This is a genomic window from Bacteroides stercorirosoris, from assembly GCF_900142015.1.
Lineage (GTDB): Bacteria > Bacteroidota > Bacteroidia > Bacteroidales > Bacteroidaceae > Bacteroides > Bacteroides stercorirosoris.
Window position 1 is genome coordinate 160,323 of record NZ_FQZN01000002.1, and the last position, 22,616, is coordinate 182,938.

Sequence of the window (22,616 nt, forward strand, 5' to 3'; positions counted from 1 at the left end):
TCTTTCAGTTTTTTAGAATGTGATATTAGTACCAAATACAAAGCTACGGCTACGCGGATAACGGTTGTAGTCCATTCCGCAAGTCAAGCCAGTCTGAACATCGACTTCCGGGTCGTAACCTGAATATCCTGTGATGATGAACAAATTGGAGGCAGACACATAGAAACGAGCCTTTGAGATGCCCCATTTGGAAGTCAATTGTGTTGGTAAAGTGTAACCAATCGTCAAATCCTGGCAACGCAAGAATGAACCATCTTCAATGAAATAGGAGTGGGTTATCTTCTTGGTTACATCTGTCGGATTCCAAAGTGTACGCCCTTCGTTCAACTGGCGGTACATATCCACCGAACCGTCAATGAAGTAGCATTTATACATACATTCTCCATCACCGTCACGGGTATAACGCCACCCTGCATCAGCATACTTGGAAAGAGCATTGTAGAACTTATTATTGTTACTTTCTGAAGATGAAAGCTGATAAGCCGTAGCATTATTCACATCGAAATCAAGCATAAAGTTGAAGTTCATGGCAAAGTCCAGATTCTTCCATTGTCCACTCAATCCAAAACCTCCCTGCAATTTAGGATTGGTATTACCAATAACAGTACGGTCTTCTTCTGTAATAAATCCGTCACCATTCAAATCTTTAAACTTAACCTTACCAGGAAGTGTTGCGATACCAGAGTTTGAATCACCGGAAACCAAATTAATTACAGTTCTGGGATGTTCCACACCGTTTGCGTCAACCAAAGGCTGGTCTTTTGAGCTTCCGTTATAAGCCGCGGAAGATCCCCAAGGAAGTGCCTGATAGTTAAGGGGTGCATCAAAATAGAATTCATCCATCGAATAGAGGCCATCGTACACAAAGCCGTAGATCAAACCTACCTCGTCGCCTACTTTCAAACAATAATCACTATAGGAGGACTTCCAACGATTATTTTGGTCCCAAATAACATTATCCGTACCATTCAGCTTGTCGACCTTTCTCTTGTTCATACCCATAGAGAAGTTTGCAGAGAGTACATAGTCTTTTCCTCTAAGAATATCACCTGATATACTCAATTCAATACCTTTATTGGTTACCTGACCGATATTTTGCATCTGGCTTACGTAACCGGTTGCCGATGGAATGTCCGATCTATAAAGCAAATCTTTGGTTGTGTTCCAATAGAATTCCGGAGTAATCGTCAAGCGACCGTCGAAAAGAACAATATCAGCAGCAATGTTACGGGTCAATGTAGTTTCCCATTTGATACCTTTATTGGCAAATTTGTCACCACCTTGATTGCCATACCATTGTTCACCAAATTGTGTTGCTTCACCGAAGCCCGGACCACCTGTTGAGTTAATCGAGTACAGGTAACGCCACATGTCGTTATCAATGCGGTTGTTACCAGCCAAACCTACAGCAGCACGAATCTTCAACTGTTCCAACCATTCAATATCATCCAAGAAGTTTTCTTCCGAAAGAACCCATGCTCCCGCCACAGATGGGAAATACCCCCATTGATTACCCGGAGCAAATTTTGTGGAACCGTCAGCGCGCATGGTTAAAGAAAGCAGATACCTATGACTATAGTTATAACTAAACTGTCCGAAGAAAGACGCCGTACGGTCAGGTGTAGAAAGCGAAGTGGTAGACTCCTTCGGAGTACCAAATCCCATGTTCGCCCAAGCTTGGTCAGCTTCAAAAGCCCGTGGGAAGTAACGGTTTTCCTGAACACTCTTTTCGTTTTGACTATGATAGACTTCCTGTCCTAAAAGGAATGAGAAATCATGTTCATTCAACGCAAAGCCATAAGAAGCGGTATTTGTCCAAATGTATTTAAATGCTTTCTCCTTTTGAATCTTTGCCAATGGCAAAGAATTATTTTTCTGTCCTTCACCTGTCAGTGCACCCCAGAAACGATATTGGTCTTTCCATTGCAAACCGATGGTAGCTTCCGTACGAAGTACAAGCCCCTTAATAGGTTTCCATTCCAAAGAGAACGCATTGGTATAATTGTACGAATACTTATTCTGTTGATTAATGCTGATGTCACTCTTAGGATTAGTATATGTGAAAAGTTCCTCTTCATCCGGGTCAGCATACGAGGGATCAACATATCCGTATTCGCGCAAACCATTAGTAGGACGATAACGAAGCACGTCAATGATACCACCTGTACCGATGTTGTCTCCACCTGCACCTTCATCACGACGGAATGAGAACTTGGGATTAATCTGCAAAGTCAGATTCTTGGTAATGTCAATAGCGGTTTTAATGTTCAAGTTAGTACGACGTACCCCTGAACCCATAATAATACCTTTATCTTCACTTTGAGTAAGAGAAAGATTAAAACGCATTTTTTCAGTACCACCACCAACAGTAACGTTAGTAGAGTAGTTAAGAGGATTTTCGCCCATTACTTCGTCCTGCCAATCATGGGTAGGCAAAGTGCTATACATGTCAAGATCCTGCGGATTACCAAAGTTTGCACGGAAAAATTTCGCACGGGAAGAACGGCTACCGTTACATGCTGACCATTCATACTGATAGCGTGCAAAATCGTAAGAATCCATCAAATCAAGTTTTTTAGATAAATGGCTTGTTGAAAGATTCGCGTTGAAACTTACCTGTATCTTACCGGCTTTAGCAGATTTAGTAGTTACAACGACTACACCATTACCACCTTTAGCGCCATAAATAGCTGTAATAGAGGCATCCTTCAATACATCGATGGAGGCGATATCCGTAGGAGGAATATCGTTGATATTATCCACTTGGAAACCATCGACAATATAAAGCGGTTCGTTACTCTGTGTTACCGACGTACCTCCCCTGACACGGATGTTGATATCCGCACCCGGTGCACCATCGACTGAAGTTACTTGTACACCGGCAATTTTACCCTGCAAAGCTACTGCAGCAGATGTAACAGGAACAGCCGCCAACTTGGCACCCGAAATAGATCCAACAGAACCTGTCAAATCCTTTCTTGCCTTACTGCCACCGTAACCGATAACCACCACCTCTTCAAGTGCCTGTGAATCATCTTTCAATACAATTTTCAAGTCTTTTCCGGCAACAGCGTCCACCTCCTGAGTTTCCATGCCGACATAAGAAATCACTAATTTCTTTCCTTTAGGAAGAGTCAATGTAAACTGACCGTCCAAATTAGTAGTAACACCATTGGAGGTATTACCCTTTTCCACTACCGTAGCACCGATAATCGTTTCACCCGTTCCATCGAGTACAGTGCCTTTCACAGTAACAGATTGAGCAAACACTCCAATCGGCACAAACGAAAGTAGTGCCAGCAAAAGGATTAATTTGCTTTTCATACTTCTAAAATTTTGTTTCATAATAGAATATTTGGTTAAACAATAAAATTAATTTCCTCTTTTTTCAATAATCTAAATACATAGGTCCCCAATTTCCATAGCTGTCTGAAATCCGAACATCACCTAAATATATATACCCACAAGCGTCAGCAGAATTGAATGGTACAGCAAGACGAGCCTTGTAATGCTGTGGGTCATCTTTGCTATTTTCTAACATAAGATATTTATATTTGTAATCTTTATGTGTAAAATAATACCTAATCCAAATATGTTCTTTTTCTCCTCCCCAAGTATAGGGACCATCATTTGCCGTTATATCTAGATATAAACAAGTATCAGACCCATCAACAGGTACACATATCTTATCATCTATATCTAATTGATCCTCCACTATAGATACAATGGGATTACACCATTCATAAATATTAGTACCGCTAAAATTGTAATTATAGTAATCTTGAGATTCCTTATAAACCATTAAACCTTGCGAATTTACAGTAGGATAGCTTATTCTAATGTCCAAATGCGATGTAGTAGTAGCATAGACACATCCGATAGTGGTTATAAAGCTAAAATAATCAAGAACTTCATATTGTTTGCCTCCAACTGTTATAGTATCCGATACTTCAGTACGAGTATTTACTCCACCTGTTGTGGAATTATCCTCCTCAATCAGAAGAAGTTCATTAGAACATCCCCAAAATGCAAAACAAACCAAAGATAGAGTATAGCAACATATTTGCTTTAAGCCCCAAAAGTTTAATTTTTTGTTTTTCATAAAAATATTAATTTATAATGGTTAATAATAGGCGTACCCTCTTTATATATAGTAAAATACTCATTTCAATTGACCGATGCATTTTTCATGTTCATATATAACTTTTAAGATTCTCCAATGCAAAAGCCAGAGTAATCTCCTTTATATTTTCCGAAATAAAAAAAATGATTTATCTATCATTTCGGTAATCAAAACAATAGAGCAATAAAACATCATGTTTTTCATATCAACAACATCTTTAAAATGTTTTTGCAAAATTCAAAAATATCATATGATAAAAGGGGGAATTTTTATCGCAATAGGTGGAAACGAGTGTCCACAATGCTTAAAAACAGCTTTCTAATCAACTGTAGCCCACATAAACCAGGGTGGAAAAACAAATATTCCACATAGCTGCCTAATAATTCCACATCCATATTTCCTTCCGGAATGCATAGTGATAAAATGGATAATTCGTATCTTTGCGCAACAGTAACAAATCAGTCCATACCATGAAAAAGTACATTATAGCGCCAATCAATTATTTATTGTTGCTTTTCTTGTTTATCCCCTGCATAGCTACTGCGCAGCCCATTTGTCAAATCCAGCGTTTTTCCGCTTACAACGGATTGGCACAAAGGTCCGTCACCGATATCCTGCAAGACTCCAAAGGATTCATGTGGTTTTCCACCTGGAATGGTTTAAATAAGTTCGATGGGTATACCTTTAAAAACTACAAGGCATTTCCCGGAGACGGATGCACACTGACCAGCAACCGCTTAGGAAAGATAGCGCAAACACAGGACGGTGACATCTGGTGCCAGACCTATGATGAACGGATTTACCTGTTTGACAGCCGCAGAGAGAAATTTATAGACATTCTCAGTCCTTGCGAAGCGGAAAGACAACAAACTTACATTGTACGTACCGTTTATACCTTACCCAAAGGTGTAAGCTGGATTGTATGCGAGCATGAAGCATTCCGTATTGACGAACTCGCGTATAAGAAACAAGAAGGAGAAGGCATAACCTTCTACAGTCTTAAAGAAAAGAACCTGAAAGGCGACCGAATCATCGCTGTACATCAAGATAGTGACGGTGATGAATGGGTATTGACGGATAAAGGCATATCTATTATAGGCAAGAAGAAAATCGAATCGGACATTCCATTCAAAAACATCAAAGAGAATAACGGCAATATATATCTGCTATCCAATAATAATCAGATGGTAATCTATCTGCCCAAAACGCAGCAGCTTCAATTCCATGAAATGCCTTTTCCATCCTCTAATAACATTAATTCCGTCCATATCCTCGGAAAGGACAGCATAGGACTTTGTAGCAACGAGGGATTATATATTTACCTTGCGAATGAGAAGAAGTACAGACTGATAGACCCCCGTACTCCAACCCATCCATCTCCTGAAGTACTGTCCGTGTTCAAAGACAGCTTCGGAGAATTATGGTTGTACTCCAATGCTTTAGGAGTAGTACGCTATAATCTGGCAACAGAAGATAAACAACATTACATGACTCCCAAAGAAGACCTTCCGAAAGCAGAACGTGCAAACCGTGATCTCATATTCGAAGACCAGCATGGAACCCTATGGATGATTCCCCATAAAGGTGGTTTTTGCTATTACGACCGGAGAAGCCGTCAGTTAAAGCCATATTATACAAACTACAATAATCCCGACAGTAAGTTCAGCCCTGTGATCTTGAACTCTTTCTTAGACCAGCAGGGAAACCTCTGGACGTGTAATCACTGGGATGTTACCAGAATTTCGTTCTTTTCATCTGCATGTTCCCTGCAAGCAATGGATACCGGAAGCGGTTTTGAAACACGCTCCCTGTTTATAGACAAAGAGAATAACCTTTGGACAGCCAGCAAAAAAGGATATGTGCGCATTTATCTGCCGGACGGTAGCTTAAAAGGATATCTGGCCCCCGAGGGCACAATCAGCCGGGAGCCTGTCCCTTTCCAAAAGAACATTTATTGTTTTATGGAAGATGCGGATGGTATCATTTGGATGGGGAGTAAGCTGGACGGACTATTCCAAATGGAAAAAATCGGTGATGACCGTTTCCAGATACGGCAATTTACTCACCAGCCAGACGACGCGTACAGTTTAAGTCACAACAGTATCTACAGCATCTATCAAGATCAGATGAAACATATCTGGATAGGCTGTTACGGTGGAGGACTGAATCTATTAGAGAAAACCTCTGAGGGAGAAATCCGCTTCATACACACAGGTAATCAACTCAAGGGATATCCTAAAGAACATTTCTCAAAAGTACGCCATATTACGGAAGTAAACCAGGCCATCTTGGTTTGCACTACCGAAGGTCTGCTAACATTCGCCAGCGAATTCAACCAGCCGGAGAAAATTCATTTTTATCAGAATCAACGTACGCCCGACACTGTGTCCAGCCTCAGCAGCAATGATGTGACCTATGCATATACAGACAGCAGAAAGACAACTTATGTGCTCACCTTTACCGGAGGAGTCAACAAGGTTCTTTCTGAGAGTATGCTGAGCGATCACATTGAATTTAAACCTTATACAACAAAGGATGGTTTGCCATCCGATCTTGTGCTATCCATGATAGAAGGTAATGATAGCAGCTTATGGGTTGTTTCAGAGAATGCACTTACCCGCTTCGACCCGGAAAAAGAGACATTCGAATACTATGACAAGAAATATACGCGACAGGAACTCTATTTCACAGAGGCCGCTCCTGTCCAAGATCAAAATCATCAACTGATGTTAGGAACAGACATTGGCATTCTCAGAATCACTCCCGAACATTTTAAAAAGAGCAGTTATGCCCCGCCTATCGTATTCACCGGATTCAAGATACAGGGAGCTTCACAAGACTTGCATATCAATGACCTGGATGAATTACGGTTGAAGCCATCCGAACGGAATGTAACCTTCCAGTTTGCCGCTTTGGATTACGTAGATTCGGAATCTATCAGTTACGCCTATCGTCTGAAGGGGTTGGAAGAGAATTGGAATGAAGTGGACAATAGCCGTTCGGCCAGTTACATCAATCTTCCGCCGGGAGAATACGAACTTCAGATACGCTCCACCAACAGCGACGGAGTGTGGATGGAGAAAGCGCGCGTCCTGACTATCACCGTACTTCCCACTTTTTGGGAGACTTACTGGGCATGGATGCTTTACACCATATTATTCATTTTATCTACGGCAACCATTGTCTACATCATTCTTTATATCTACCGATTGCGCCACCGGATAAACCTCGAACAGCAACTGACCAATATCAAGTTGCGCTTCTTTACGGATATCTCGCACGAGCTGCGCACTCCGTTGACACTCATCACCAGTCCGGTGACTGAAGTATTGGAGCACGAAGCAATCTCAGCCAACGTCCGCAAACACCTGACGCTGGTGCACAAAAATACGGAGCGGATGTTGCATCTGGTCAACCAGATACTCGATTTCCGGAAAATAGAGAATAAGAAGATGAAGGTGTTGCTGGAAAAGACAGACATACTCAGTCTGTTACAGAAAGTAATGGATAACTTCCGGCTTATCGCTGAAGAGAAAAACATTACTTATCAATTACAAACCAGTCAGGAAGCGATATGCGCCTGGATAGATCAGGACAAATTTGAGAAGATTGTCTTCAACCTGCTGTCCAACGCCTTCAAATATACCCCGAACAATAAATCGATTACGGTTAGTGTCAAGGTGGAAAGTGAAAAACTTTTCGTTTCGGTGAAAGATGAAGGTATCGGCATTGATCCGGTAAAGCAGCAAACGCTCTTCCAGCGCTTCGAAACTTTAGTAAAATCCAACATCCTGCAACCTTCGTCGGGCATCGGATTGTCGCTTGCCAAAGAGCTGATCGAACTACATTCCGGAAGCATCGAAGTAAACAGCCAACCTGGGTATGGCAGTGAATTTACCGTCATATTGCCCATGAACCAAAAGGTATATGAAGGAAGGGAAGACGCTGAGTTCATTTTGGATGACGGCAATTCCGCTTCTGCGGAAAGTGAGACAGATAAAGCATCTCAAACCGGTCCGGCAGATGAAACAGTCATTGTTGAAACTACCGATGAGGAAGATAGTACTCCCCCGGATGAGGAAGAGCCTGTATCGATCTTAATTGTAGAAGATAATATAGAATTAAGGAGCTTCCTGTCGGACATTTTATCAAGCAGTTATCGGATCATTGAAGCGACAAACGGGCAAGAGGGACTGGAACGTGCGCAAGAGTATGCTCCGGACTTGATTATCAGTGATATCATGATGCCCGTTATGGACGGTCTCGATATGGTGAAAAACATCAAGGAGAATTGGGAGATATGCCATATTCCAATCATATTGCTTTCGGCCAAATCGTCGTTGGACGACCGAATTTCGGGCTTGGAGCAAGGTATCGACGATTATATAACCAAGCCTTTCAGTGCGACATACTTGAAAACCCGCATCAAATCTTTGCTGCAACAGCGCAAAGAACTACAAGCCATTTTCTGGAAGAAGTGGTCGGAAAAACAAGAAAAGACTCCGAAGGCTACAACAGAACTGATTCCTTCACAACCTAAAATCGTTTCACAAGACGAGTTGTTCATGCAACAAGTGATGCAGGTTATGGAAGAGCAAATGGAGAACTCTGAACTGACGATTGAAGAATTTGCCCGGTTAATGAATTTAGGGCGCAGCATATTCTACCAAAAGCTGAAATCCATTATCGGTTTGTCTCCCGTAGATTTCATACGCGAGATAAGGATAAAGCGTGCCGTACAGTTGATAGACAGCGGAGAATACAATTTCTCACAAGTGGCTTATATGACAGGATTCAATGACCCTAAATACTTCGGCAAGTGCTTCAAGAGGCAGATGGGAATGACTCCTTCGGAATATAAAGAAAAGACCCAGCATTGAAAAGCAGGGGGAAATCAGTAAAAAGTATCAGAATGGCAAATCAATTTTTGTACACTTATTTTTTGCAACCATTTATCAAGCAATGCTTTACAAAAAAGAAGTGTACAAAAAAAGAGGCCTGATTTTGAGCAGAAAGCCACCAAAACAAGTCTTTTACTAACAGAAGCTTTTCTTAAAACACTCGAAACAGAGTCCGGTTGCATAATCTACGGAATATAAATGCATGATTTCTGCATAAGGCAGACAGCATATGCAATACTTATGCAAGGGAGCTATAGTTCTTTCACCAAGGAACTCTATATCTGACGCGAAAGATCTATAGATGGGACGCGAAAGATCTACATATGGAAGACGAACCATCTATAGATGGGAAACAAACGGTCTATAGATGGGAAACAGACCATCTGTTTTCACTGCACAGACCATCTGTTTTTCTTTTATTAGAGTTGTACGTATTTATGTATCACGCTATCAATTAACAAAATACCAAATTTCATTCGTTTCTTTTCGTACTTCCCTGCACCGGGACGGAAATACCACATTCTCGTTATGCATAAAAAGCAAAGTGTCAAAATGAGAAAAGGCCGTCTCTCATTTTATTGGAGACAGCCTCTTCTCTTCAGAAAGGATCGTTGATCCTGAAACTAATAATACCTATCAAGTTATTTTGTCCACCATCTTGGGTCTCCTACTTTACCGTCACCCTCAAACTTAGCTTCCGGTTTGAAGTGGAAGTCACCGTTCTTAGGATCTACAAATAGTTCTTCAGATGAGATTTTCAATATTTGGGCATCGGTAAACTTCTTATCATTCTCCTGGAAGTCGGAAGTCAGGTAACATCCGGCAAAACTCAGATACTTGGAATAGTCACTATTACCGGAATTCATCTTACCACCTTTGTTGTCTCCTGTAAAAATCACCCCTGTTACGGTAATTTCTTTCGGCTGCTTATCCAGACGCAGTAACTTAGGCATATTGATGTCATAGTTACAGAAGATAGATTGAGTAAATGTAACCTTATCTGTCTGTACACGCAAATCCATAATCTGGTCGCCGATATTCAACATGGTAGTATTGGTAATGGAAATAGTGCTCAGTGACTTCAACTTACCGATGTTCAAAAGTCCGTATCCGCTCAAGCCTACATTCTTGATGAAACAGTTGCTGATGGCAATTGCCCCAACTTCAAGGTCACCGGAGTTTGTCCGGATAAGGCTTCTTGGAATCTCGCTGATATTGCATCCTTCAAAGCTCACGTTCTTAAACCCGGTCTTACCGCCAAGTTCAATCAGGAACTGTGATTTACCATCACTCACAACATCCATATACTGTACATAGAAGTTATCCATAAGAGCAGAGAATACGAACTTGGTCATATTCAATTTTGGCATTCTGCCACTTACAACATTACCGGATACATACAGGTTTGTAACTGTCTCGGGAATTGTAAATTCACCAACCTCATAAGTCTGTCCGCCAGTGAACGACAATGTAACGTCACCAGCCGGAGCGGCTGCCAGCAAGGCATTGATATCATCGCTTACACCTACAGAAATAGTTGTACCTTTAGATGAACCTAACGTCTTGAATTTATAGGAGCCTCTACGAACCTTTTCATTCAGGATATACGTAATATAATTAGTTCCCGGTTTAAGATCATTGATCACCAATTCTCCGGCTTGTTGCTCCGCTGACGTAAGCTCATGCGGAGTAGCCCAGATGGTATCTGTCTTAGCTTCTTCGCCCTCTATCTCTGTCTTCACCAGCTCGCCATACTCAATACGCGTAGCCTTCTTATCAGCTTGCCAGTTCAGAGAGACATTGGTGGTTCCCGGAGTGACTGTAGTAAAGATCTGCTCGTCCGTAGTGTCAAAGCACAACTGCACATAACCCGACTCCATTCCTGTATTTTCATCAACAGCCTTCAAACGCACTGAATAACGTGTAGTTCCATTCAAGTTCAAAAAGAGAACGTGATACTCCGTCTTTACCTCAGAAGTCTCCTTGTTGTAGGCAGTCAGCGTGTCTGCTAAAATATTTGTGGTAAATACTATATTGTTAAAGAGCAAGCTGTCCCCTTCACTGAAATCAAACACATACTTTGTAGCGTTTGTCACCCCTCTGAAACTCAGAAGAGCGGAAGTAGGATTCGTTTCTTTCACTTCGAACTTTGTAGAACGGAACAGTCTGTCATGACTGGTATCTACCCCCCACTCGTTAGCTTCTTCGCATGCCACTACCGAGAACGTAAGAATTCCCAGCAGGATATAATAGAAATTTCTAATTTTCATAAGTTTATTCTTTTAATAATTAGCATATTATTGAGCACTATTATCATATCCGTAAGAGTTGGACAAATATCCTTTGGACTTATAGATATCATCATAATAGATAGAGAACAAGTGACGATAATTACAAACCCCGTTGCCTATCTTATAACCATTCAATCTATCCTGAATCAGAGAGCCATACTTCAATGTACTCAATAATTGGCTATAATCATAAGACTTTCTCAAACCTGAAGCACAAACCAATATTTTGGTGGCATTCTTTATCAAGTTGTGATCCTTGTTTACATCGGTTTCCTTCACATTCCAATAGATTTCGGGGAACCACTTCACTTCCGTATATACTTTCTCGTCCGGATTGGCGGCTCTCTTCGTATAGAAGTTAATAGAAGAGAAATCCATGAATTCCCCATTATTGTCATATTTAAAATAAAGCTTGTTGGGGAAGTCTTCCGGTTGATACGTCTTATCGAATATTTGTATGGGATGAGTGCCATCCAACATATAGAGCATGGCTACTTTCATCTCTTCTATTTTAGAGTCGAGCAATCCCCAACGTATCAAATCAAGTTTACGGATGCCTTCACCGCCAAACTCCCATGCACGTTCGTTTACGATAGCATCAAAGAAATCTACCTTTTTATAATCCATAACAGCTTCCGAACCTGAACCGAATGCACGTTCGCGAACCATTTCCAAAGCCTTGGCTGCACTTATACCGGCTTTTTCGTTTACTGAATTCTCACCTTTACCCAGCATATAACGGGCCTCAGCAAACATCAGAAGGATATCAGGATAACGCATCACAATCCAGTTGATGCCTGTCGGAGTACGGGCTGTAGCCGTCAGTGCAATGGAACGATAAGATTCGGCAGTCCAGAAGAAAGACCATTTGCCCAGTCTCACGGACATGATATCATTCTGCATCACTTCTTTTACCGTACCGTCCTTCTTATAAACCGGCCAGTAGCAAGCATAGTCACGACGTTTGTCATTCTGATCGAACGAATAGAAATAGTAAGCGTTAGTACTTACATAAGTACCGCCGAAACCACGCTGTCCATAGCCCAGGTTACCGTCCATAGCACGTCCCATCAAGGTACCGATGTCACCGCTATAACCTACACCATTAGCCACCTCAAACAAATTCTCATTATAAGTATTGGCTTTCAGTCCACATACAGATTCCCAGATATCTCCGTAATCAGGGTCTAACTTATGAGGGTTCTCCGGATCACCGATTATTTCGGCGCATTGTTGTTCGGCAATCTCGTAATAGTCCCTCCAGTTGCTTGGACGGCCTATATAATATTCTCCGACTTCTTCCATACCCGGATTCTGTTCCGTATTGGGATAGCGTTCTACATTAGCACCGGCGGGAAACTCTTTGCCATCACGCACAGACCAGCCTCCGGCAAAAAGAGCAATACGGGCCAGCATTCCCTTAGCAAAGCCTTTAGTGATGCGTTCACTATTATAATCAGCCAGTTCACCAACCCAGGGAAGGTAATCTATAGCCTCCTTCATATCTTTTACAATGCAGGAATATATACTGTCACGGTTAATTTTCCCCATATAAACGTTGGAAAGGTCAGAGTTTGACATACCTTCCTTGAAAGGGATATCACCCCAGCGACGCACCAGCTCAAAGTATGAAAGAGAACGAAGCACCAAAGCCTCACCCATGTAGCGCTTCATTGCCACAGAACCACTGTTAAAGGCTTTTGAAGCACGGATACCATCTACCGCCGTACTGGCCAATTCCGCCATTTTGAAGATATATCCCCACTGCAGAGTCTTATTATACCAGTCGCACCAGTAATTGGCCGCTCCCGAATCACTCGTTTTATCGGTTGCCGGGTCTTCCTGATAACCGCTTGCCTGTTCAATATCCGAAACTCCTTGCCAGTTTACCGACATCTTCTGCCCGTAAACATATGTTCCGGCCAATTCCGAATATACGCCCATTATCGCAGATCTTGTCATTCCCTCATTTTCATACAAGTTCTCCTTGCTTTGTTCGGAAGGCGAATCCGTATCCAAAAAGTCTGAGCAGGAAGTACACAGCATCATTCCTGCTATCAGTATGTATAATAGATTGTATTTTTTCATAAGTAAAATAATTTAGAAAGTTAGATTTAAACCAAAAACATATGATTTAGCTTTCGGGTAAGCAGAGCGGTCATAACCCGGCGTCATTGCCTTACCGGTGTTTACCTCAGGGTCTTGTCCGCTATAGGCAGTCCAGCAGAACACGTTATTGGCAGTGGCATAAACACGCAGTGATTTCACTCCGAATTTCGTTGTGAGCATCTTCGGCAATGTATATCCCAAAGTCAAGGTACCCAGACGCAGGAATGAGCCATCTTCTACCGCCCAGTCCGTAGTGACAGAGTTGTTCATCAGCGGATGCCAGATAGTAGCGTTCGCATTGATTTCCTGAAGACGTTGGGGGTCGGCATAGTCACCATAGTAGATATTCAGACCGGTTACCGGGTCGATGGTAGTGAATCGGTTTGCCAAGCTCATCTCGGTGCTCATGTTCTGATATCTCTTGGCGCCTACATAAGAAGTATAGTCAATCTTATTCATATTCAGAATATCATTGCCATACGACCAGTTGAACATAGCAACCAGGTCGAATCCTTTCCAGCCGGCATTGAAGCTGAAACCACCAGTGTGCTTAGGCAATGCACGCCCAATCACCTTACGGTCATTGTCCGCATCAATCACACCGTCACCGTTCAAGTCTTTTAGTTTCATGTGCCCAGGGCCATAATAGCCACCACCTTTGGAAAGCACTCCGAAACAGTCGGGAGCCACATTCTTCTTATTACCATTTTCGTCCGTCACAGTCTTCAGCACCCATTTCTTCGTAGCCTGGTCGAAATCGAAATCATCAAATGAATACATACCGTCGCTTACATAGCCATACATCAAGCCTGTTTCCTTTCCTACGAATACACGATAGTTATCACTACCCACTTCCGTACCGCCTCCCGAAAGAATCATCACGTCTCCATTTGCTCCATAAAGAGCATCTACTTTGTTCTTATTGAACGATATATTGAAATTGAAGTCAAGGAAGAAATCTTTCGTATTAACCAGATTGGCATTCAAAGTCAATTCCACACCACGGTTGGTTGTCTGCCCCAGGTTCTGATATTGAGTATTATAACCGGCATTAGAGGGTAGTTGAACTTCCATAATCAGGTTTTTGGTCACATCATTATAGAAGTCAAAAGTAAGGTTCAGACGATTTTCAAAGAATCCCAGGTCGAAGCCGACATTCGTAGAGTATTTAGACTCCCACGTGAGGTTCTCGTTGCGTAAGCGCGTACTTGGCTGTAAGCTGCTCTGTCCAATCTCATTCTGATAATAAAGATTCTTAATGCTGGTCACCGGAGAGTAAGTCTGACGCCAATAGGAGCCTACACGGGCATTACCGGACTTACCATAGCTGAGACGCCACTTAAAGTTAGACAGCCAGTCTTTGGTAGCCTCCATAAACTTCTCATCAGACATACGCCATGCAGCCGAAGCCGCCGGGAAGATTCCCCACTTATTGCCCGGAGCAAACACGTTGGTGCCATCGGCGCGAAGCGTGAAAGTCAGGTAATAACGGTCCTTAAGCATATAGTTGGCACGACCGAAGTAAGACAAACTGCGGCTCGGTTCGTTAATCGTTGTATAAGTAGGTTCTGATGTACCATTATTCCACATAGACAGGATATCATTCACCCCGTAATCACTTGGAAAATAGTCAGAAGTAATCTGCATTTTGTCCTTCTTGGAGCTAAGTGCTTCCATACCTCCCATTACATCGAAACTATGATCTTTCACCTTTAACTTATAGTTCAGCAAAGTGCGGAAGGCCCAGTTCTGACCATTCCAATATTCGCGGATACCTACAGGTTGTCCGGCAGTCTGGTTTGCCTTGCTCGTATTCTTCAGATAGAGATTGTCCGTGCGATCGAAGTTAAATCCATAAGTACCTTCAGCACGCCATTGCAATCCCTTTATCACATCCCATATCAAGGCTGCATTATAAGAGTTATTGAATTTAGTCTGTTTCTTATACTCATTCACGATATTAAAATAAGGGTCATTCAAGCTACTGATGTTTTCAATGATACCATCGTCTCCACTCAAATCCTCGTCGGTAAGGTCTGTCAAAGTCCCTACAGTCGGATATTTCACACAGTCTCTCAGTTTGGAACCGCTTGACACGCTCGGACCATCAATCGCAGTATTGGACATCTTTACATTGAGGTCCATTCTCAGCTTCTTATTGAACTTCTTGTTCAGCTTCAGGTTGACGTTGTCACGACGATAGTGCGAAGTCTGCATGATGTAAGTTTCATCATCATGCGTGTAGCTAAGACTATAGACCAAATCTTCACTACCTCCATTGATGTTCACGTTATAGTTCTGCTTCAAGCCGGTTCTGTCAAACAAATCGCGCTGCCAGTTCTTGCCTACTTTAGATTTGTAGATATCTATATCTTCCCACTGTCCGTAACGGTCGAAGAAACCAGCATTCTTTGCGGGGTCCAATTCTCTTTGCAGATATACATATTCATAAGGAGAAAGAACTTCCGTTTCATTATAGAAACGGTTGAAACCGAGAGATGCGTTCAGACTTACTTGCGTCTTACCTACCCGGCCGCTCTTGGTAGTGACCAAAATTACACCATTAGCACCTTTTGCACCATAGATAGCAGTAGAAGAAGCATCCTTCAATACGTCGATACTCTCAATATCCGTAGGAGGAATATCATCAATACCGCTCACCTGAAAACCATCTACAATAAAAAGCGGTTCATTGCTTTGCGTGATAGAACCGCCACCGCGCACGCGAATGCTGACCGTAGCATCGGGCGAACCTTCTGACGTAATGACGCTTACACCGGCCAAACGACCTGTGATGGCACTTGAAGCAGAAGTAACAGGAATATTCTTCAAAGTACTTTCGCCTACTGAAGAAATAGCACCGGTCAAGTCCTTCTTACGCGCATTACCATAACCTACGGCAACCACTACGACTTCATCCAATGCCTGCGAATCATCCTTCAAGACAATCTTCAAGGTTCTTCCGGCAACAGCATCCAACTCTTCCGTTTTCATGCCGATATACGTAATAACAATCTTCTTTCCTTTACCGGATACATTCAGAGTAAAGTTACCGTCCAGATCGGTAATAACTCCATTCTGGCTTTTACCTTTTTCCATAACGGTGGCACCAATAATCGGCTCTCCTTCCGAATCCGTCACATTACCTTTTACCGTAATGCTTTGAGCAAACACCCCGATAGGCACCATTAACATGAATGCCAACAGAAGCAATCTGCTCTTCATCTTTCCATTTTTCTGTTTCATGATAGTATTATTTAGTTAAACAATAAGTCACAATGTTTTTCATCAAGTTTTTCATTCCTTAACTTAACCAGTGTTACTAATTCTTTTCGGATGCAAAAGTCTTAATTCAATAAAGAAAGGAGGAGTAAAATCATCCAAAAAGAGAGTAAAATTTATATTACCCCCTTAAACACAGCAGTTTTGAATAAAAAGAGTCCCGGACTTATACAAGCCCGGGACTCCTGATTCCAAAATCCAAATACCCTGTAGCAATTAAAGAGTGCTCTCTATTCCTAACGAACCATAACGATTGACAGCACATATCTTTAAAGTTCCTTTCACATCAGATGCGAGATTAAAAGCCGGTTCTTTGGCAAAACCTATAACCTTATCATCGTCGAAGATTACATAACCGGCAGCAGCAGATACATTTTTCCAGCTAACCTTCAGACCTTGCTTTTTCAGTTTCCGGGGAGCAGGAAGTTTTTCCATCATGGTCCGCGGGTTCCATCCGTCATCTCCGGGAATTATACGCTCGTATACATAGCCATCTGCCTCTTCTTTAGTAATCGTTGCCCGACAAGAACCTTTCGGCGGATTATTCGGCCCACGTCCGTCATACTCTGTCTTGCGCTGGCTCAAGTCCAGCACATTGCCTTCGGCATCCCGACTGTCATACTCAGCAAACAAAGCCGGAATAGCCCCCATATTTGTCCAACCTTCCGGTGCCAAAGGGATGCGCATAGTAGTATGGATATATATCGCACGCGGTGAATTGTGCCATGGACGTCCCAGTTTCTGCTTACCGTCAGCTGCCTGAGCATTACCGTCGACTGTGCAGTTACGGAATACATAACCGAATTTTACATTCTTATGGGATGGAGCCACGATTACCGAACCACTACGTACATTATATAATGTACAATTTTCAAGCAAAGCATCCCCACTGCCATAAAAGTAATCAACGGCTCCCTCAATCCAGCAATCTTTCACATAAAGACGGTGAGAATCATTTCTCGAAGTCATCCAAGTATCTTGAAAAGACCGCAAAATGCAATTATTGAACGAAGCACAATCTGCCTGGCTGCTCATTGCCAAAGCCTGAGGACCGTTCTGATTATCCACTCCCCAGTCATTAATATAAGAGATGTTCTCTGTATAGAAATGGTTCCCCTTTACATAAACGACGCTACCCTCAAACTTATGAACCTCGGAAGCCGGGTTATGTACCGAATGTTTCCAAAAGGCTGCTTTAGAGGGTTCAATACCTTCTTCCGGCTTTCCGCCGACATTTAAATTATGATGAATAATTGTCTTGTTCTTATCCTGACCGATCAAGTGGATATAAGTTTTTGTCGGAGGAACAACAACCTGTTCCCTATACGAACCGTTCTTTACGAAAATCAGCCAAGGTTCCCGGCGATTTTCCGGTGCCGCATTCACTGCGTCCTGAACACTCGTATAGTCGCCGCTTCCATCCTGGGCCACCACTGCTTGATATGGGGATGAACTGTTCTGAGCATTTCCTCCTAACACCATGCCCAGAAATAAAATCGTAACTATTATCTTTTTCATATATAAATATTAATAATGTGAATTAAGAGTTGAATGAATAAGTAAAATCCATATAATCCGTGCCTAAAATCTATTTCACCAAACCATTCAGATAAACCTCCAGATTAGTGTAACCTTCTTTACTCAACCTAGTCGAAACTCCGTCAGACGCATCCTCAGGATTCAAGCCATGAGCTGTCTCCCACACATCAGGCATACCATCACCATCGGTATCCCTCAGTTCAGCGGTTGTGACACCACCATCACTCAATTCGGGCCAGGGACTGGCTGCACCAGCCGGTTTCACGTCTGCCGGCAAATCTATCAAACCGGGGACGTTTTCGGCGCCTTTCGTCACACTGCCTATGTAAGTGGCCGTACCTTTCCGGGTTTCTTTTATAATACGTTCATCGATAATATCACGCTGTTTGGAGCAACCAGCATGATCCAGTACCAGTTTATAGGCCTGCTTTGCCGTATGCGTCGTGACAACTCCGGCGTCCAAAGGTTCGGATAGGCGCATTTCTTTCCTGACTTCTTCCGTGAAAGTGTTGTCGCAGGAAGCTGTATTGATTTGTTCGTAAATTCCTTTCGTCCAGTTATCTTTGGTCACTTCCGGACTTCCTTCGATTACATTGCCATCTACATAGAATGTTCCCCATACATGCTCCATCGGTTTCCACACATTGGGAGTACCATCAGCTCTGGTACAATATTTAGTAGTACGCACCCCGATTGCCGCTATACGATAGCGTACCGGACTATTCTTCGGAGTGGCCGGTCCCGGCTTATAATAGTTGTTCACGATATTCACATGCATGGCTTCTCCACCGTAGCAACCGTTTCCCGCCCAATTATAGAAGACGTTGTTGCGCATATCCACGTGTTCACGCTCCTGCGTAAAAGGACGAGGGCCAAGGCGTGGCACACGGCTTTCGTGATGCGCCAGCAGATTGTGATGGAAAGACGCTTTCGCCCCTCCCCAAATGGCACCATACCCGTGTCTGCCCTTTGCATGGCCTGCCGTACGAAGACTTTCGGAAACAAGACACCATTGAACTGTCAGATTCTCACCGCCATACACCGAACAGCACTCATCTACCGACCAACTGATAGAGCAATGGTCGATAATCACATTCTTGCAATCCGTGCTTCCCAATCCATCTGGTTCTCCACTTCCTTCATTGCCGACACGAAAACGAAGATAGCGGACAATGACATTGTTGGCATTGATAGTTACCGGACACCTGGCAATACAGATACCCTGTCCCGGCGCAGTCTGTCCGGCAATGGTCAAATCTCCGTCAATGATTCTCAAAGGTTTGTTGAGGAAGATGGTTCCCGCCACATCAAATACTACAGTACGTGCACCTTTCCGGGAAAGTGCATGGCGCAACGTACCTTCCTGCAAGCCGTCCTCCAACGTTGTCACATGGTAAACTCTGCCGCCACGGCCACCGGTCGTATTTCGCCCGAAACCTTCCGCACCGGGAAAAGCGACTAATTCCCCGACGGTTCCCGCATCCTCATTACCGGATATCGTGCCTGCTTCTGCCGGTATCCCACAGAATAAGGTTAGAAATAGCCATAAGAAGCGTGTGTTCTTCATTCCTTTCATCCTGTTTTTCATTTTGTTTTTCATGATTCCTAATTCTTTAGATTGGTTCTTGTAATGCAAAAGTGGGCAATCAGAAAGAGAACAAGGGGGAAAAAATGGTAGAAAAGGGGGAATGATACACAAAATGGTCCGCCAAACCGAAACAACTCCTTGTTTCAAGTTGACAGACCACCCATCTCTAAACTTTCAGTTAGGTAAAAACGATGAAAGCAATCAAAGAGACTATTTTAAACTTCCTCATAATCTGTTCTGAATATCGCTGTTACTATTCCTCTGTCCCTTACTCCGGATGTCCCCGCCGAATGTATAAGAAACACCTATGCGGAAACTGGTAAAAGAGAACTGGTTGTCCACAGTCATCCGTACACCATTGGAAACTACTTCCATCTTCGAGTGGCTGACCAGAATGTTGTTGGCGTTCAGACTGAGGCTGAGTTTATTATCCAGCATACGATAGAGTAATCCTGCACTGATACCATAAGTGGGCTTCATCAGATAAATTCCCTGGTAAGACTTTGAGGTAAACGAACCGGAGAGCGTTCCAAGAAATGTCTTCTTTGCATTGAGGAAGACAGTGTTGCGCAGGCTGGCATAGTATGCCCAACCTTTTTCTGCGGACGGGGTGGAAACGGCACTGGATGTAGTGCGACTGTAATTCACTCCGTGCTGTGCATAAGTCTGCAACCACTTTGTACGGAACGTATACGAATTATTAACTCCGAACTTGTGCGTCTTCATAAAGTTGTCCCACAGGAAAGAACTGACATTCGTTTCCGGGTCCAGACCTACTATCTGGAAGAATACATCATCCGCATAAGAGTAATAGAGTGAAACGTTGAAGTTATTCTTCAGTGTATACCCCAATTCAGCATTATAGGTATAGCAGGGTTTCAGGTCTTCTTTGCCACGGGCAAAGGTATATTTGTTCTGATAGAACGGGAAAGGATTCACCATGTTCTGCGAAGGACGGGCAATGCGGTTGGAGAAACTTAGGTTCAACGCATGACCTTCATTCGGAGAATAAAGGAAATAGACGGTAGGGAACAAGCGGGTGTAATCATGCTTGTCCGTCTTATTCTCCGACTCGGAAATACCGGTGGTACGGGTATGTTCCATACGCAAACCCAACTGCATGGAGAAATGCTTGGAAAACTCACGGCTATAGTCGGCATAAAGGGCATAGATTTGTTCCTTATAGTGGAAATAGTCGTCCTGAACCAGTGTCGGGTCTGAAGTATCATAGTCGATGCGGTTGCGGGTATTCGTAAAGGAGACTTTGGCACCTGTAGTTATCTTGTACTTCTCGAACGGGAGCGTAAAGTCGAGGGCAGAAGAAAACACATCTACCTTGCGGTCTTGCAGATAATTGTAGTCGAAGTTCGTTCCGGGGATTACTGTACCGCCGGAAGTCCGGGTTTCGGACAGGAAGCCTGCGGTTTCGTCACGCTTATCACGCAAATAGTCCACGTCCCAAGTCATCTTCTTGCCTTTATCCCCCCATGTCTTATCGGTATGGAAGTTCAGGTTAAGACGGTCGGATTCAGTATTTTCTTTATTGTCTGAAAACAAAAGGGAGTCCAGACGGGCGGTTGAGGCATCATACACTTCTGTTTTGGAAATCGCAATATGATCTTTCGGAGAGTTGTGGTTGTAGACAGCCTGCAAGCCTACTGTCCAGTTCCGTTCCAGAGCAACATCCACACCGGCCTGTCCATAGTAGCTCGCTATATTGTTCTTATAATCCGTGCGTCCGTCCCAGGTGTTAAGGGCAAAATAACGGCGGTTCGTTTCAAGCGTCTTATACTGGCCTTGTGTGGTACCTGCATTGACGAAAGAAGATACACGGCCTTTGCTGATATTCAGGTTGACGCCACCGTAACCATAGTTTTCTTTCTCACCTACATTATAGGAAGCGGACACCGTACCACCCAGATAGTCTTTCGGACGTGATTTCAAACGGATATTGATGATACCTGCATTGCCTGCCGCATCGTATTTGGAGGGAGGGGTGGTGATAACTTCCACCTTCTGAATCTGTGAAGCGTCGTATGAACGAAGGTAGTCTATCAGTTCGTCGCCGGAGAGTTTCGTTTCGCGGTCGTTGATGTATACCTTCACACCACCCTTACCTATAATATCTATGCTGTTCTGACCGACACGCAGACCGGGCACTTCACGCAGAAGATCGAGTGCGTTTCCTCCGGCAGTGGCTATGGCATTGTGCGTATCAAAGACCACTCTGTCCACCAGGCGCTTGATGACCGGACGGGCAGCCGTAACGGTAACTTCATTCAGGAAAGTAGAGGAGGTTTTCAAACTGAGCATGCCTACATTCTTATTTCCTTGCAGGGATGTCGGCAGATAGATGTCTTCGTAACCGATAAGTGTGATATGCAACAAATATTCCCCTTTCGGTTGGGTAAAAGTAAAACAGCCCTGTGCATCCGTCAGCATACCTGTGACGTAAGCACTGTCTTTGGCTTGTTTCAAAAGAACGTTCGCTACTTCCACCGGCTGGTTGTTTTCATCTTGTACGCAACCGGAGAGTTGATAAGTTTGAGCAGAGATAGATACTGCTGCACACATAATAAGGAATAAGCATGTAAGTCTTTTCCCGATAGTCTTCATTGAATTTGCTTTCATTGTTTGATTGATTTTAATGTTTCACTTTTCGTTTTTACCTGATGCAAATTTAGGGGTGAAACAGGTCTCAAACACTCTATATCGGGATATAAAAGTTCTATATTACAGGATTATATACCACTAATACACAACACATTACATTTACAATTTTC

9 protein-coding genes are annotated in these 22,616 nt (G+C 43.1%); 1 reads left to right on the forward strand and 8 read right to left on the reverse strand.

Annotated elements, in window-relative coordinates; translation table 11 throughout:
• Window positions 1–12: 12 nt before the first annotated feature.
• Window positions 13–3,324 carry a SusC/RagA family TonB-linked outer membrane protein gene (locus BUC01_RS02215; RefSeq protein ID WP_244895725.1) on the reverse strand — a complete coding sequence of 1,104 codons (3,312 nt, stop codon included), beginning with the start codon at window positions 3,322–3,324 and terminating at the stop codon, window positions 13–15.
• 64 nt (window positions 3,325–3,388) lie between these two features.
• Complete coding sequence (locus BUC01_RS02220; protein WP_025830892.1) at window positions 3,389–4,102, reverse strand: hypothetical protein; 714 nt, start codon at window positions 4,100–4,102, stop codon at window positions 3,389–3,391.
• A gap of 491 nt (window positions 4,103–4,593) precedes the next feature.
• Here BUC01_RS02220 and BUC01_RS02225 point away from each other — a divergent pair, with 491 nt between their 5' ends.
• The gene (locus BUC01_RS02225) at window positions 4,594–9,003 is read left to right on the forward strand and encodes a hybrid sensor histidine kinase/response regulator transcription factor (protein WP_073312585.1); all 4,410 of its coding nucleotides are present in this window, start codon (window positions 4,594–4,596) and stop codon (window positions 9,001–9,003) included.
• 662 nt (window positions 9,004–9,665) lie between these two features.
• Here the strand turns inward: BUC01_RS02225 and BUC01_RS02230 are convergent.
• From BUC01_RS02230 to BUC01_RS02255, 6 genes are all read right to left on the reverse strand, one after another.
• Window positions 9,666–11,294 (reverse strand): DUF5123 domain-containing protein, encoded by a 1,629-nt coding sequence (locus BUC01_RS02230; RefSeq protein ID WP_073312587.1) that lies wholly within the window; start codon window positions 11,292–11,294, stop codon window positions 9,666–9,668.
• Between the two features lie 27 nt (window positions 11,295–11,321).
• On the reverse strand, window positions 11,322–13,403 hold the full coding sequence (locus BUC01_RS02235) for a RagB/SusD family nutrient uptake outer membrane protein (RefSeq protein WP_073312588.1): 2,082 nt from the start codon (window positions 13,401–13,403) through the stop codon (window positions 11,322–11,324).
• Window positions 13,404–13,415: 12 nt separating this feature from the next.
• Window positions 13,416–16,670: a SusC/RagA family TonB-linked outer membrane protein gene (locus tag BUC01_RS02240; RefSeq protein ID WP_025830891.1), complete on the reverse strand. Its 3,255-nt coding sequence runs from the start codon at window positions 16,668–16,670 to the stop codon at window positions 13,416–13,418.
• 252 nt (window positions 16,671–16,922) lie between these two features.
• Window positions 16,923–18,224 carry a pectinesterase family protein gene (locus tag BUC01_RS02245; RefSeq protein ID WP_025830890.1) on the reverse strand — a complete coding sequence of 434 codons (1,302 nt, stop codon included), beginning with the start codon at window positions 18,222–18,224 and terminating at the stop codon, window positions 16,923–16,925.
• A 70-nt stretch (window positions 18,225–18,294) separates the two neighbouring features.
• Window positions 18,295–19,845: a pectate lyase gene (locus tag BUC01_RS02250; RefSeq protein WP_175560853.1), complete on the reverse strand. Its 1,551-nt coding sequence runs from the start codon at window positions 19,843–19,845 to the stop codon at window positions 18,295–18,297.
• Window positions 19,846–20,058: 213 nt separating this feature from the next.
• The gene (locus BUC01_RS02255; protein WP_073312589.1) at window positions 20,059–22,464 is read right to left on the reverse strand and encodes a TonB-dependent receptor domain-containing protein; all 2,406 of its coding nucleotides are present in this window, start codon (window positions 22,462–22,464) and stop codon (window positions 20,059–20,061) included.
• Window positions 22,465–22,616: the final 152 nt, after the last annotated feature.

Bases quoted from the DNA above. Each gene is read 5' to 3' on its own strand.
- BUC01_RS02215 (WP_244895725.1), bottom strand. From the start codon at position 3,324: ATGAAAAGCAAATTAATCCTTTTGCTGGCACTACTTTCGTTTGTGCCG.
- BUC01_RS02220 (WP_025830892.1), bottom strand. From the start codon at position 4,102: ATGAAAAACAAAAAATTAAACTTTTGGGGCTTAAAGCAAATATGTTGC.
- BUC01_RS02225 (WP_073312585.1), top strand. From the start codon at position 4,594: ATGAAAAAGTACATTATAGCGCCAATCAATTATTTATTGTTGCTTTTC.
- BUC01_RS02230 (WP_073312587.1), bottom strand. From the start codon at position 11,294: ATGAAAATTAGAAATTTCTATTATATCCTGCTGGGAATTCTTACGTTC.
- BUC01_RS02235 (WP_073312588.1), bottom strand. From the start codon at position 13,403: ATGAAAAAATACAATCTATTATACATACTGATAGCAGGAATGATGCTG.
- BUC01_RS02240 (WP_025830891.1), bottom strand. From the start codon at position 16,670: ATGAAACAGAAAAATGGAAAGATGAAGAGCAGATTGCTTCTGTTGGCA.
- BUC01_RS02245 (WP_025830890.1), bottom strand. From the start codon at position 18,224: ATGAAAAAGATAATAGTTACGATTTTATTTCTGGGCATGGTGTTAGGA.
- BUC01_RS02250 (WP_175560853.1), bottom strand. From the start codon at position 19,845: ATGAAAAACAAAATGAAAAACAGGATGAAAGGAATGAAGAACACACGC.
- BUC01_RS02255 (WP_073312589.1), bottom strand. From the start codon at position 22,464: ATGAAAGCAAATTCAATGAAGACTATCGGGAAAAGACTTACATGCTTA.